The sequence below is a fragment of the Rhodobacteraceae bacterium M382 genome (assembly GCA_025141015.1).
GTDB lineage: Bacteria > Pseudomonadota > Alphaproteobacteria > Rhodobacterales > Rhodobacteraceae > Aliisedimentitalea > Aliisedimentitalea scapharcae.
Genome location: CP081100.1, coordinates 17,427 through 31,806, shown reverse-complemented (window position 1 = coordinate 31,806; position 14,380 = coordinate 17,427). Strand labels below are relative to the sequence as shown.

Genomic DNA, 14,380 nt, shown 5'->3' with positions numbered 1-14,380 from the left:
ATGACAGTTTTTGGAATTCTCCACATTCGGGCCAATGCCGATTTGGTTCTTGGCCCGGAGTATTCCGTGACCACCTTAGACGCCTGTGACCTGAATGATCCGGTTTCGCGGCAAGCGTTTGACGCCATTGTCGTGGATGACCCCCGTGTGACAGACTTGGCTCTTCTCAGGTCCGCGCCAGACGACAAAACCACGCCCATTTTCTTGAACTCTCAGGACGCAAAAGATCATCCCTTGGCGGATGGTGGCCTTCCGGATGATTTGGCTACGGTTCTGACAAAAGCCCGTGCACGACAAGACAAGAACGCACTGCTCCAGGACCAATCCAGCGAAGCCGTGGTCCTAAGCTGGCTCTGGCACCTTGATACCCGCACGGTTGCGCCGGTGATAGATCTGAGCAGGCCTGAAATCTACCGCTATCCCGTTCTCGACATGTTGGGAGTCGAAGCTGCCAACACCTGGTTGGTCCGGGCGTGCCAACGGGAGTTGATCATTCCCATTTCTGTCATCGACAGGACCCGAAATTGTGCAACCTGCGCCAGCGCTCATCTGAATTATGTAGATCGTTGTCCCTATTGCGATGCGCTGGACATCAAACGCGAACAGGCCATTCATTGTTTCACCTGCGGATTTGTTGGCGAACAGGGCCTGTTTCGGCGCGCAGAACGATTGATCTGTCCAAAGTGCGACACCGCCCTGAAACACATCGGAACCGATTACGACCGCCCCATCGAACGCATGCGCTGCTGTGGATGTGGCGAAAGGTTCAACGACCCTCGGATCAAAGCAACCTGTTTGGAATGCGGAACAATCAATGCACAAACTGATTTGCAGACACACACATTTCGTTCCTACGGGCTGGGTCCAGCCGGAGAAGCGCTGTTGAAAGGGGGGCGCAGCCCCGAAGATCAAGTACGCGCCTTTGGCGAAGCCGTCGGACCAGAGCAATTCCTGTGGACACTCAGTTGGTTGAACTCTATGGCGCGTTCGAACTCGGTCGTGGCCCGGGTCGACATTCTGGACCAACCAGAGGTCAGCGATCAAGACCGCGCCCGCACCCAATCGTTGCGCGACCAGATTGGATCTCTGTTACCTGAAACAGCGGTTCTGCATTACCGAGATCCCAACACAATAATGGTTCTGTTTCCTGAACAAGGTCAGGATCAGACCAAAGAGTTCGTGCAGCGGATCAAGTCGATTGGCGATGCCCAAAAGAACAGCCCGCTCAAACTGACCGTTGATGCCATAACACTGCCCCAGCCCCGGATCGGACCAGATGCGCGCGGCTGGTTGGATCGTTTTGCCGACAAGGCGAATTGAACATGACACTGGACCCGTCAGCCATATTTGACACGGTCTGGGGTATTCTTGGTGCCATCGTGTCGGATCCGGTGATGCTGTATATTCTGGTGCCGCTGATCATCCTGGTCGAGGCACCACTGACCTTGGTGGTTCTGGCGGGCATGTTAAAATGGCGCTGGCGATACGACAGACGGCCACCTCTGGCCTCTCATCCAGATGTGTCCTGCATCATAACCTGCTACGGCGAAGGGGACGCAATTATAAAAACCATCCTGACCCTGTGTGAACAAACCTATCCCGGTAACATCGAAATCATCGCGGTGATTGATGGCGCAGTACAGAATGGTGACACCTATCAGGCGGCTCTGGACTGTGAAGACGTCGTTCAGCGATACCCCAAGCGCAAGTTGGTCGTATTGCCAAAATGGCAACGCGGTGGGCGGGTGTCGACGCTGAACGCCGGCCTGTACGCGGCCACCGGAGATATTGTCATGAATGCAGATGGCGACACATCCTTTGACAACAACATGATGGTCGAAATCATTCGCGAATTTGACGATCCAAATGTACCTGCGGTTGGGGGGGCGCTGAGGGTACGCAACGACCGCGTTAGCCTGGTGACCCGGATGCAGGCGTTCGAATACATGATTTCGATTCAAGGCGGAAAGACCGGACTGGGTGAATGGAACCTGTTGAACAATATTTCCGGGGCCTTTGGAGCCTTTCGACGTGACTTTCTCAAGCAGATAGGCGGCTGGGACACACATACAGCCGAGGACCTGGACCTGACGGTTCGGATCAAACAGTATTTCGGGCGTCACCCGAATATGCGGATCCCGTTTGCCGGGCGCGCAATCGGGCACACAGACGCGCCTGAAACCTTCAAACAACTGCTGAACCAAAGGCTGCGCTGGGACGGAGATCTGGTTTTCCTGTATTTGCGCAAACATCGGAATGCGTTTTCGCCGCGCCTGTTGGGCATCAAGACATTGGTGTTCACCTTTGTCTACGGAGTGCTGCAAAACGTGCTGTTCCCGGTGCTGATCGTTGCCTTCAATATCTGGATACTGGCGATCTATCCGCTGGAGTTCGTAGTCGCCATTTTTGCCCTTCAATATTCAATGTATTTGGTGTTTGCAGCGCTGCTGTTCGGGGTGTTCTGGGTTGGTGTATCCGAACGCATGACCAAGGACAGCATCGCCTGGACTTGGTTGCCGGCCTATCCACTCTATACCTTAATACTGCGGGTGTTCGCCGCGTTTGCCACATTGAACGAAGTGCTCAGACGCGGACACGAGGAATCCAACATGGCCCCCTGGTGGGTTCTAAAACGGGGGCGGAGGTTCTGATGGAAGTGCGGTTCGACGGTGTCAAGAAAACAGACCCTACCAACCACGAAGGATTTCAAGTCAACTACGCTGCACCCAAGCGCGCCGGGTTTCGGTGGCGTTGGCGTTTCATGGTCCTGCTGGTAATCAGCCCGATCCTGATTTGGGGCTGGTTGGTGTTGCAAGAAGAAATCCTGGTTCGCGCCGATGGTATATTGACCACAGAACCCATTCATCTCAGCGCATCCGACCCCGGCTTCGTTACTTCGGTCCCTGTTGCGCTTGGGGACAGTGTTTCGTCCGGGCAACTGCTTCTTGAGTTGTCGTCACCAGAAATAGATCGCAAGATAAAACACTGGAGCGGCAACCTGGAAGAATTGAAAATCTATCAGGATCAAATGATTGCCAACCTAAAGGAGACATTGGGCGTCTATACTCGACGGCTGGAGGAATCCCGCCGCAAGCAGGATAGGATTGCCGCCCGTTACCAGCAACTGGCCGAAAAGGGACTGTTCAAACTGGCTGACCAAATGCAACTTAACGAAATGCGCCGGGCGCTGTCGCATGATGAACGCCAACATATTGTCGACCTCGAGCGGCTGGAAAGCCTGCGTTACACCCATGATCTGGCCGATGAAATCCGCGCTATTGAACTGGAAATCGCTGTCGCCGAAGTTCAGCAACAGCAGTTGGATACCCGCGCCAACAGGGACGGTGTGATCAATCGCGTCTTTGTCAAAGAAGGCGAATATGTCACCGAAGGCGCACCGCTGGTCGAGCTGTCAAATTATGACGCTCCGGTGGTCAATGTGTTCCTCCAGCCGGAAAGCATCAGCAGCGCCAATGTCGGCAATGCCGTGGTCGTCATATTCCCGGATCGCACCCGATATCACGGGGTGGTCAAGGAACCTCCACAAATCGCCGAAACCATTCCTGCGGCATTGGCCGGGCCATTTGAAGGGTCCAAACGCGCGATCAAAGTCGTCGTTGCGCTGGACCAGGAACCGGACACCTGGGTCGAAGGCCTGCCAGTAAAGGTGAGATTCAAATGAAGATCCTTGTAACAGGCGGTGCCGGATACATCGGCGCGCATACCTGTCTCGCCGTGCTGGAGCAAGGATATGAGGTTGTGGTCTACGACAATTTTTCAAACGGTCATGTCGAAGCGCTGCGCCGGGTTCAACGCCTGGCTGGACGGACGTTGGATATTGTTCGGGGCGATATCCAGGACAGGAATCTGATACGCAAGACATTGCAAGAGCACCGGTGCGGCGGCGTCATTCACTTCGCGGGCCTCAAGGCGGTGGGAGACTCCGTCTCGAACCCGCTGTCTTTCTACAACAACAACGTATTTGGGACGATCTCGCTATTGGATGCTATGGAAGACTGCAATGTTCGCAGGTTGGTCTTTAGCTCGTCGGCGACAGTCTATGGCGATCCCCGGTGGCTGCCGATCACCGAAAACCACCCGCTGCGCGCCCTGAACCCCTATGGGCGGACCAAACTGATGATCGAAGACGTTCTACGGGACCTCTATGCATCAGATCCGTCGTGGTCCATTGGAATCCTGCGGTATTTCAATCCGGTCGGTGCCCACAGTAGCGGCGAAATCGGTGAAGACCCCAAGGGTGTCCCAACCAATCTGATGCCCTATATCGCCCAAGTTGCCAGTGGTCTGCGTTCATCTCTGAAAGTTTTTGGAGACGATTACCCAACGCTCGATGGCACGGGCGAAAGGGATTACTTGCATGTGGTCGATCTGGCAGAGGGTCACATTGCTGCGCTCAAGGTGCTGGAGGCCCCGACGCTGTTCGAAGTCAATCTTGGCACAGGCAATTGTTCAACAGTTCTGGAGATGGTCGATGCCTTTGCCCGCGCCTCGGGTCGCGACATTCCCGTAGAACATCAAAACCGTCGCGCAGGCGATGCGGCCAGCTGCTTTGCAGACGCGTCAAAAGCGTTGGAGTTGCTCGGATGGCGCGCGTGGCGTGACATCGACACCATGTGCCGCGACCATTGGAACTGGCAAAGCCGCAACCCGGAAGGGTATCAGGCCTGATTGGTTCGCGGTCGTCCCGGAGCTGAACATATCACCCCGGAAACAACGGATCCTTGATGACTTTGGGTGACCAGATAAGAGCGGCACGTTCCGGGCGTTCAACTATGGCAGGATCAAATTCAACACCATATTCCGTTGCCCGGACACCGTTTTCATTCAAGTGATTGAGTATTCTTGACCATTCCGGCGCTGTTGGAAACGATACTTCGGTTTCGGCTTCTTCAATGATTTTCGTTGCCAGACCTGCACCCAAGGCAAGTTCTTCGCGGGTTGCACCCAACAAGGCCCTGGCGGCCTTTAGCCGGCGCGCCATCCATCGAGAATCTGTAAATTTCAATCGCTCGGTCACTTCAGAATGCTCCATGAATGTTCAGCAACAATTCCATTCCACAATAGCGCGAATTGCACAAAAGGCGACAAGGGACATTGGCCTATGCAAACTCCGCTTCCAACCACGCTTCAAACAGTTGTTTCGCTGGGCCACTTGCGTCCGGCATGGAACCACCGAGAATAAAATGGCTCTGCTCAATTGGGACCGGATCCCCAACGATAGAGATTGATCGACCAGCCGCAATGGCCGAGGCCGCAAACCGTTCCAGCACCAGGGCATGTCCACCACCTGCAGCGACGATGTCGACGGCAGCCACCGTTGTATCCACGGCATAGGGCGGCGTGTCATCCGTCGGTTGCAGACCAAAAGCCGTCAGATATCGATGCCACATATCCTCGAATCCCAGGATCGCAACCAAAGATCCCTGCTGCAATGTCTGGACGGACAGGGTTTTGGAGCCAGTGGTCCGGCTGGAGATCGGAACAATCCGTTCCTTAGAAATTTTCCGCGCCGGGACGTCATCCCATCCTCCGATCCCCAAACGCAGCTCGACATCCACATTCTCACGCCCGGCGGATTCGGCCCAAATGTTCGAAACCATTCGAATAGAGACGCCAGGATGAGAATTCATGAAGTCCGGCAACCTATGGGCAAGACAAAAAGCTGCTGTGGAAATCGGAGCTCGGACTGTCAAAACTTGTGCGTTGGAGCTCCCAAACAGGCTCGTCGTCGAAAGCGCGATGTCCCCCAAAGAACGACGCAGCGAAAAAGCATAAGCCTGTCCAACCTCGGTCAGGGTCAGGTGGCGCGCAGCGCGGGTAAACAGCTGGCACCCCAGCTCTGCTTCCAACGACCGTACATGCAGGCTCAGGGCTGTTTGAGTGATGCCCAGTTCGGCAGCCGCGGCAGTGAAATTCATATGCCGTGCAGCGCATTCAAAGGACCGCAGCCAGATCAGATTGGGGAACTTGGGCATATTATAACCAATTATTTTTGGTGATTTTTGCTCTTTTTATTCGTTTTACTTTCAGATTGCAATCTTCGTAAATCAACAGACCAGTCAGAGACTTCTTTGGCTGGTCTGGCCAAAGTTGAACAAGGAACGGGCGTATGAAAGTTGGATTTATCGGTCTGGGTAATGTCGGAGGCAAGCTTTCGGGTTCGCTGCTTCGCAATGGCATCGACCTAACCGTTCATGACCTCAACCCCGAACTGGTCACCGATTTTGTCAGCCGCGGGGCAAAACAGGCCGATGGCCCGGCGCAGCTGATGCGCGATTGCGACGCGGTTATCACCTGCCTGCCATCGCCCACTGCATCCGATGCGGTCATGCAGCAGATGCTGCCCGAAGTAACGGCTGGCAAGATCTGGATGGAGATGTCCACCACCGACGAAGAAGAAGTCAAACGTCTTGGCGCGATGGTCATGGACCGCGGCGGCGCGGCAGTAGATTGCCCGGTTTCAGGCGGGTGCCACCGGGCAGCCACTGGAAATATTTCGATTTTTGCCGGGTGCCACCGGGCCACATTTGAACAAATCGCCCCCTTTCTGAAAACAATGGGCCGCCGGATCCTTCATACCGGCGACCTCGGGTCGGCTTCGGTACTGAAGGTAGTCACCAATTATCTGGCCACTGCCAACCTGGTGACCTGCTGCGAGGCACTGGTGACGGCCAAGGCGGCTGGCATGGATCTGAACACCACCTATGAGGCGATGAAGATCAGCTCGGGCACGTCGTTTGTGCATGAAACCGAAAGCCAGGTGATCCTGAATGGATCTCGGGACATTTCATTCACCATGGATTTGGTAAAGAAGGACGCTGGCCTGTTCCAGCAGGTTGCCGACCGTCACAATGTACCGTTGGAAATCTCACCCAAGCTGGTCGATATCTTTGATGACGGCATCAACCGTTTTGGCGAACGCTGTTATTCGCCCAACATCATCAAACGCCTGGAAGAGGCCACTGGACTGGACATCCGCGCGCCGGGTTTTCCGCCGGAAATGCTGGACGATGAACCGGAGGAACCCGGATACGAAGTCATCCCGCAGGGCCGTCCCCTGAAAGCCGCTGAATAAGACCGAAGGGTAGCAGCCATGAAACGGATCTACACCTTTGGAGGGGTTCCCGCCGCGCGCAACCTGACGGTAGCGGACATTGTGGCCGGAAAGGGGCTGCGCAAATTCGTGCAGACAACTGCCGTCAACCGAACCGAGGCAGCAGCGGCCGAAGCGGCGGCGATCGACCACCTATCGATCGTCGACCACGACCTGGCCGAGGTGCGTGCAGGTGCACCCACCACATTTACCACTGCGGCTTTGATGGCCTCCGACTATGAAACACAACAGGATATACTGCGAGCTGGTATCCGCGCCGCTACGGCCGGAGCCGACGCGGTTTACACCATGCGGAGTTTGAAGGCCGTAGAACTGTTGGCCGACGAAGGGCTGGCCGTTCAGGGGCATCTGGGTCTGGTGCCCCGCTTATCGACCAGGATCGGGGGGTTACGCGCGTATGGGCGCACCGCCGATGAAGCGATGAGCCTGGCCGAAGATCTACGCCGACTGGAGGATGCAGGTGCCTATGCGGTTGAATTGGAATGCGTCGCAGACGAAGCCATTGCCGAGATCAGTCCACGCACCAGACTGATTACCCACTCGATCGGGTCCGGCGGGGCCGCGGATGTGATTTTCCTGTTCCAGGACGATGCCTGTGGCGACACTCCAAACCCGCCCCGTCACGCCAGAGCATTTGCTGATATGGCCTCGGCCCGCGCAGCAATGGAAGTCGAGCGGATGAAAGGCCTGACCGCCTATCGCGCTGCCGTTCTGAACGGCAGCTACCCGGACTGCACCACCAGTGTCGCAATGAAACCGGGCGAACATGAAAAACTGCGCGAAGCGTTGGACAAACGTCGCCCGTTTCACCAGTAGGCTCCGCCATGACCGCCAAAGCATCCCAAAAATACCCATACGAGCCCCCTCCCCCGCCAACCTGAAACCCACAACCATTTCAGGAAAGGACAGGACATGACGAGCATCGACACCCCATCCACGGACAAGACCGAGACCCGATCCACCTCCGCCCCTATGAGCCGCGAATGGCATTGGCACCCAAATTTGCCGGTCAGTTTCGCCCCCTATTGGAACTGGCCTCCGAAATTCGGAACGCTGGCAAAATGGGTCTGGCAGAACTATTTGCAGGTATCGGATCGTTCGATCTATGTAGCACTGGCCTTTGTTGTTGCCTACTGGCTGCAACCGGTTGGCCCAGAGCAAATGGTTTTTGCCTTTGATTGGGTGGCGTGGGTTTTTGTGCGCAACTGGGTCTTGCTGCTGGTTGTGGCGGGAGGCCTTCACCTTTGGTTCTACGGGATCGACGGGCAGGGCAAGTTGCTGAAATATGACCCTCGCCCCTATATGAAGCGCAAGAACGCGCTGTATAAATTCGGCTATCAGACCTGGGACAACATTTATTACTCTATGGTCTTTGGCGCGACGTGCCTGTCCGGCTTCGAAACCGCCCTACGGTGGAGCTATGCCAACGATTTCATCGCAACGCTCTCCTTTACCGCTCATCCGATCTGGTTCCTGGCGCTATTCCCGCTTCTTGCGATCTGGCAAAGCTTTCACTTCTATGTTGTGCATCTGGCCCTGCACCAACCCGCTGTCTACAAATACGTTCATGCGGTACACCATCGGAACGTCAATACCGGCCCTTGGTCAGGAATGTCGATGCACCCGGTCGAGGCCATTGGGTATCTCAGCGCAATCCTGATCGTGCTCGTACTGCCCAGCCATCCTGTACACATGGTATTCCTAGGCTATTGGCTGATGTTGGGCGCGGCGTCATCACATTCGGGATACGAAGCTATATGGGCCAGAAACCGCCAGGCCTTGTTGATCGGAGCCTTTTTCCATCAGCTGCACCACCGGTATTATGAATGCAACTATGGCAATGCCGAAATGCCGTGGGACAAGTGGTTCGGCACATACCATGACGGTTCCGAAGAGGCGACGCGCATTACCCGGGCCCGCAAACGTGAGATGCACGCCAAAGGTCAATAACACCTCTACTCGGAATTGACTGCCGGCTCACAGGGGGTGCGATTTCTGAAACCCTACATCAATGGTCGAAGGGTCGTGCCGACTGCGGCGTCAACGACGTGATCGTGTGCCCTCTTATGCGGCACACAATCTTGTGTTTTCACAAGACAAGCAGGTCCGCCTGATGTGACGCCGTCGGCCTGCCTGTCGAAATCAAATGGAGCGATCTGTGCTGTCAGGATCTGAAAGCCCCCTACCCGCGCGACATCACACCACCCGCAAACCCATTCTCACCTATCGCCTCCGCGATCGTCTCGATATCCCGTCCAAGAGGGCGATCCGCGCCCAACGGCTCGGATAGTTTACGCAGATTGGTCAACACATCTATCAACGCCGGCGACAATGCGCCGTTGACACCGTGCAGGTCCACAGCTTGGCCAGCCACCATCAATTCAATTGCCGTCAGTCGTCGTAACCTGTCGATGATCTGCCGCAGAGCTTTGACCGCGGTTGGCGACCCCGTCATGCAATCTTCGACACCATTGGCATTCAGACTGGGCCAGATCGGCACCGGTTGAGCCTGATGCGCAATTTCGCTGGCAAGGGCCTCGGCTGGTTTCATAATCGGTGCAAAGCCATTTGACGCGCTGTTCGGTTTGGCCAGAAAACTGGGTAGATCGCTGAACACAGGGTTCAACAGCTTGCTGATCCGGGCCAGTTGAGCAAAGACCAGCGGCACAATACTACGGTTTAGGGTCTCAATCACGCTGGTAACTTCGGACGTGAAATAGGCTCCGCTCGATATGATTTTTCTGCTGTCGACCAGGGCCACGGGATTGTCGCTGGCGCTGTTGATCTCAATCCTCAGGCATTCAATGGCCTGGGTCAGCGCGGTCTGGGTCGTACCGTGAATCTGCACGACATTTCGAAAGCACAATGGATCCTGCAATCGGCGTGCCTGTGCGGGGTCCATCAATGCGCTTCCATCCAATCGGTGGCTCAAACCGGCTGCGACCGAAATTTGACCGGGATGTGGCTTTACTGCCAGAATGGTTGGATTCAGTGGGCCCAGATTGGCGCGAAACCCCACCATCGACAAGGCAACAGCAGTTTGCGCCGCTTCAAAGGCTGTTTGTGCCTCATACAGAGCCAGCGCCGCCGCACCCGCAACCGACCCGGTATGATTGGCCAATGCCAGCCCTTCTCGCGGCGCAGGAACAAAGGGCTCGATGCCATGAGCCCGCATGAGTTCGGCGCTGGAACTGACCTCGCCATTTGCTTGACGCATTTCGCCTTCGCCAATCAATGCCAAACCAACAGTTGCATTCAAAACCAGATCCGCGGCACCGATAGACCCAATCTGGCCACATACAGGAGTCAAATCTGCCTCGAGGCAGTCAGCCAGATGCTGCGCCAGTTCGGGGCGAGCACCGCTATGACCACATAGCAACGTATTGAGCCGCACAATCATTCCGGCCCGAATGACCTCGCGCTGTTCTTCTGGTCCAATGGCATGCGCCCGACCCCGAAGTGTTTGAACTGAAAATTCGGACAATGCATCAGTATCCAGAACCTCAGTCGATCGCGCACCCAACCCAGTTGTCACACCGTAGACGGCCACCTTGTCGCGGATCGCCTGTTGTACCAGCGCATGGCTGGCAGCCATCGCCCGTAACGCATCGGGGTCCAGGTCGATCCGTGGGACCCCATGCGACGCCCGATGCAGATCCTCAACGGTCAACGCAGTCCCATCCAGCCGCAGAACAGGGTCACTCATCGCGATACAACAGGTTCTGGACAATGCCCATATCGCGTGCCTTGTCCAGGATCCGCGCCCCCAACGCGATGTCCCCGGTGGACATGCCCCGGTGCCAGAACAAGATCGTTTCATCGTCGGATTCCCGCCCAGGTTTGGCACCACAGGCAATTTCACCGATTTCGGCGTAAAAACTGTCTTCGTTGATCTTTCCTGCATCAATATGCGGGCGCAGCGCCCCAAGATGCCCGGCCCGCATCTGCCCCAGATCGTCCATGACGAATTTGTCAAACCCATCGACAAAATCCAGCGGCAGCGCGCTCATGGTACCATACGGCACAACAAAGCTACCCTTTTTCACCCAGGAGCGATCAAATAGCGGGGTTGGCTGGTTCAAACGTGTCGCCTCGATCATGATATCCGCACCGGATAGGCAGCTTTCCCAATCCTCGGTGACGACGACCTTTTTTCCCAGATCAGCACTGAGCCGTTCGCCAAAGGCATTGCGGCTTTCGGGACGGCGCGAATGAACCCGAATTTCATCAAAGTCAAACAGGTGATCCAGCAATCTTACATTCCAATAGGACGTTCCCCGCGCACCCAGATGCCCCAACACCCGGGGGTTTTTGGGCCCCAGCCATTTGGCACCCAATGCGGTCAGCGCCCCGGTGCGCATGTCGGTGATCCCCGCGGCATCAATCACGGCCAAAGGTGCGCCGGTTCTGGGGCAAAACAAATTCAGCAGCGCCAGCTCGGACGGCAAACCCCGTTTATAGTTGTCGACAAAATCCCCGACGACCTTGACCCCGGCATACCCCAAGGGTTCGACATAGCCGCGCAAAACATTGAAATGACCGTTGAAGGCCGGATCAGGTGTCAAATGCATTCGCGGTTCAATCACTGTTTGCCCGCGGCCCGCTGCTATCAACCCTTGCTCAACAGCGCCGAGGATTTCGTCATTGGTCAACGCCAAACGATCAATCTCTGGCTTTCCCAGATATTCGATTTCCATTTTTGCCATAAATGCCATCCTCCGTTGCATACAGGTTGGCCGCTGGGGTCTGGCATTTCAAACCCACAAATTCTATAACTAGGCACAGTTTTTCTTATGCAAGAAGGGAGCGCCATGATGCGCCTGCCGCCGCTCAATCCGCTCAAAGCCTTTGAAGCCACGGTGCGGCTGGGCGGTTTCACCGCTGCGTCGGTGGAATTGGGTGTGTCCCCGCCTGCTGTCAGCATGCAGGTTCGCAAAGCCGAGGAATATTATGGGAAAAAGTTATTCCGGCGCTCTCATAATGCGCTTCACCTGACAGATGCTGGGCGTCAACTGTATCCATCCGTATCTGCGGCGCTGATCGAATTGTCGACCATCTCCGATCATCTTCTTGAAAACGAGGCCCGGTCCAATCTGGTTATTAGCACAATCCAATCTTTGGCTGTTCAATGGGTTTCACCCGCCATTGCGAGATTCAGGAGAGCCTGTCCCGATGTTGGCATCGAGCTGAGGATTGAAGCAGACCCAATTGATCTGGAACGGGCCCTGGTCGACATCAGATTGACGAACGAAAGCCATCTCTACCCTCAACACGCGACAACGCAATTGTTTGACGATACTGTGTTTCCAACGTGCACACACTCGTTTGCTGACAAATACCTTGCCCAGGATGGGTTTCAGTCGCTTCCGGATTCCGCACTGATCCATACCGATTGGGGTGAAAACTACGCGTCCTTTCCGACATGGGCGGCATGGTTTCGCACTGCAGGCATTGCCAGGACTCCGGACATGCGCAAAGGTTTGCGCGTAGGCGGTGCCGCGGTGGCATCGGCACTGGTCCTCAATAACGCCGGGATTGCCCTGATACCCAAAAGGCTATTTCGCGATTTGCCAATGGGGGATCATGTGGTCTTGCCCAGCATGGTGGGATTGCCCCTGCCCTATTCGTTTTATGCGATCACCCCACAGCAGCACGGTCAGGCATCCAGACGTTCTTTGTCCAAGGGTCCGTTGGTCAATGGGTTCTTGAATGAACTAAAGACCGTGTGAAACGAAAATCCAGACATCAACCCTCTTAGTAGTCGATCAAATGCACAGCCTTGGGCAACGCAGGGAGCGGAGTTTGCGAAACGCGCGACGCAGACTGGGGTTTGAGGCAACCGTCTGTGTTCCGCGCCATTCCTCTACAAATCGACGCGCAGTGTCCCCATTTGATTCCTGGGGCTATTCAGGTTCGCCATCAAATGCTTCGGGTTCAAGATCTTTCCAAAAGGCAATTATGGCGTTTGCATTCAACCCAGACCGCCACCCCTGGCTTCGAAAGCTCTCGCGATCAAGGTCATCTGTCAGGCCCGTCATAAACAATTGTTTGTCTGCATCTCGTTGCGTTGGGTTTCGCCGCGAAACCAGCATTTCGACAATGTTCAATTGGTTTGCACGTTCCGCCCGTTCGGCCTGGCGCGCCTCAAAGTCAGTATCTTCTTGCGACCGCTGTGCGTCTCGTAGCATGCGGGCTTCCATGGCTTCCGGGCTGATCTGGGTGGGTTCGACCCGTGTTGTCGGCTTATAATCATCACGCAATGCTGCCGACAAATAGCCAACCGAACTTTTGATCTGGTCCTGCCCGGACATATAGTTCAGTTTCTCCTGAACGTAATCCTCGCCATGTTCCGCAATCCATTGCCGGGCCAATCGGTCCGACACCCCCTGCCCCCGCAACGATTTATAGGTCTTGAGATTGCGCACGCCATCGCCGTCGTCGATCTGGAACATTGCCATTTGGGGGTTCTCTCGAACCAGAAACCGAATGTCCGTGACCGCCCTACCCTTTTTACGAAACCCCGGTTCGATCAAAATATCAGAGCTCTTGTTCACTTCGGCGACCGATGGCTTGATAATCTTGGCATTCAAATGCTTGAAGCTTTCATAATAGCTGGACCCGTCGACCCCCATCAGCTTGCGGAACGTCTCGAGGTTCCACCAGCCAGTCGACCCTGTACGCACAAATCGATAGCAGTTTTCATAAAGCGCCAACCCATGTCCCGAGCTGAAATTGCGTTGGATATGCACATTGATGAGGGCGTATATTTTGGGGTCATGCAGCTTTTGTGCCAACGCCGGAGAATAGGCATATTCGCATACACCGCCCTTAAGCTTTGCAAAAGACAACAGCGAAGAGACTCCCCATTCCTGTTTGCCCTGTTCGTCCAGCATATCCCACTCCGCTACGGTTTCGGCTAATGCCCGCAGGCTGGCACGCAGAGTGTCAAAATCATTAGAGTTATACCCAACAATGGTCGCCAGCGTTCGGGCATCGATGGTATGGGACTGTGCAGTGGTCAACGCATCATAGGCGTTCAGCAACAGAACATTGGACAACTTCCGTTGCAGCAAGCTCAGCTTCCCACTGATGTGGATTGCCGCTACGTTCTTTTTGACTGTCTCACGGCGAAGTGCGCCCGACAGTTTGTCCATGTCAATTCGTGAATCGTCCATTGAGTATGCCTGCTCTTTTTGAACCCATTCTAACCAATAGGTACCTGCGGATCAATCACTAGCAGGTTCC

13 protein-coding genes are annotated in these 14,380 nt (G+C 55.3%); 8 read left to right on the top strand and 5 right to left on the bottom strand.

The window, feature by feature from the left end; genetic code table 11:
• Positions 1 to 66 precede the first annotated feature (66 nt).
• The 4 genes from K3727_21835 to galE are packed head-to-tail and all read left to right on the top strand — an operon-like array spanning position 67 to position 4,689.
• Entirely contained in the window at positions 67 to 1,320 is a 1,254-nt protein-coding gene (locus K3727_21835) for a hypothetical protein (protein ID UWQ93635.1), read from the top strand.
• 2 nt (positions 1,321 to 1,322) lie between these two features.
• Complete coding sequence (locus K3727_21830; GenBank protein ID UWQ93634.1) at positions 1,323 to 2,651, top strand: glycosyltransferase family 2 protein; 1,329 nt, start codon at positions 1,323 to 1,325, stop codon at positions 2,649 to 2,651.
• The gene (locus K3727_21825; protein UWQ93633.1) at positions 2,651 to 3,682 is read left to right on the top strand and encodes an HlyD family efflux transporter periplasmic adaptor subunit; all 1,032 of its coding nucleotides are present in this window, start codon (positions 2,651 to 2,653) and stop codon (positions 3,680 to 3,682) included. Before K3727_21830 ends, K3727_21825 begins: the two co-directional genes overlap by 1 nt.
• Positions 3,679 to 4,689: a UDP-glucose 4-epimerase GalE gene (gene galE / locus K3727_21820; GenBank protein ID UWQ93632.1), complete on the top strand. Its 1,011-nt coding sequence runs from the start codon at positions 3,679 to 3,681 to the stop codon at positions 4,687 to 4,689. Before K3727_21825 ends, galE begins: the two co-directional genes overlap by 4 nt.
• A 31-nt stretch (positions 4,690 to 4,720) precedes the next feature.
• Here the strand turns inward: galE and K3727_21815 are convergent, their stop codons facing one another.
• A complete protein-coding gene (locus K3727_21815; GenBank protein UWQ93631.1) occupies positions 4,721 to 5,053 on the bottom strand; it encodes a hypothetical protein in 333 nt (110 codons plus the stop codon).
• Positions 5,054 to 5,120: 67 nt separating this feature from the next.
• Positions 5,121 to 5,996, bottom strand: a complete 876-nt coding sequence (locus K3727_21810) for a LysR family transcriptional regulator (protein ID UWQ93630.1) — start codon at positions 5,994 to 5,996, stop codon at positions 5,121 to 5,123.
• A gap of 134 nt (positions 5,997 to 6,130) precedes the next feature.
• On the opposite strand from K3727_21810, the gene K3727_21805 reads away from it, so the two are divergent.
• The 3 genes from K3727_21805 to K3727_21795 all read left to right on the top strand — a co-directional run bounded on the left by K3727_21805 (position 6,131) and on the right by K3727_21795 (position 9,085).
• A complete protein-coding gene (locus K3727_21805) occupies positions 6,131 to 7,096 on the top strand; it encodes an NAD(P)-dependent oxidoreductase (GenBank protein UWQ93629.1) in 966 nt (321 codons plus the stop codon).
• An 18-nt stretch (positions 7,097 to 7,114) separates the two neighbouring features.
• The gene (locus tag K3727_21800; GenBank protein UWQ93628.1) at positions 7,115 to 7,951 is read left to right on the top strand and encodes a 3-methyl-2-oxobutanoate hydroxymethyltransferase; all 837 of its coding nucleotides are present in this window, start codon (positions 7,115 to 7,117) and stop codon (positions 7,949 to 7,951) included.
• Between the two features lie 96 nt (positions 7,952 to 8,047).
• Positions 8,048 to 9,085, top strand: coding sequence for a sterol desaturase family protein (locus K3727_21795; GenBank protein ID UWQ93627.1), 1,038 nt, complete (start codon positions 8,048 to 8,050; stop codon positions 9,083 to 9,085).
• Positions 9,086 to 9,317: 232 nt separating this feature from the next.
• On the opposite strand, the gene K3727_21790 is transcribed toward K3727_21795, so the two are convergent.
• Positions 9,318 to 10,841, bottom strand: a complete 1,524-nt coding sequence (locus K3727_21790) for an aromatic amino acid lyase (GenBank protein UWQ93626.1) — start codon at positions 10,839 to 10,841, stop codon at positions 9,318 to 9,320.
• Positions 10,834 to 11,841, bottom strand: a complete 1,008-nt coding sequence (locus K3727_21785) for an ornithine cyclodeaminase family protein (GenBank protein ID UWQ93625.1) — start codon at positions 11,839 to 11,841, stop codon at positions 10,834 to 10,836. The genes K3727_21790 and K3727_21785 overlap by 8 nt, the downstream gene beginning before the upstream one ends.
• 105 nt (positions 11,842 to 11,946) lie before the next feature.
• Here K3727_21785 and K3727_21780 point away from each other — a divergent pair, with 105 nt between their 5' ends.
• Positions 11,947 to 12,864 (top strand): LysR family transcriptional regulator, encoded by a 918-nt coding sequence (locus K3727_21780; protein ID UWQ93624.1) that lies wholly within the window; start codon positions 11,947 to 11,949, stop codon positions 12,862 to 12,864.
• A 174-nt stretch (positions 12,865 to 13,038) separates the two neighbouring features.
• Here K3727_21780 and K3727_21775 read toward each other — a convergent pair whose 3' ends face one another.
• On the bottom strand, positions 13,039 to 14,310 hold the full coding sequence (locus K3727_21775) for a replication initiation protein (protein ID UWQ93623.1): 1,272 nt from the start codon (positions 14,308 to 14,310) through the stop codon (positions 13,039 to 13,041).
• Positions 14,311 to 14,380: the final 70 nt, after the last annotated feature.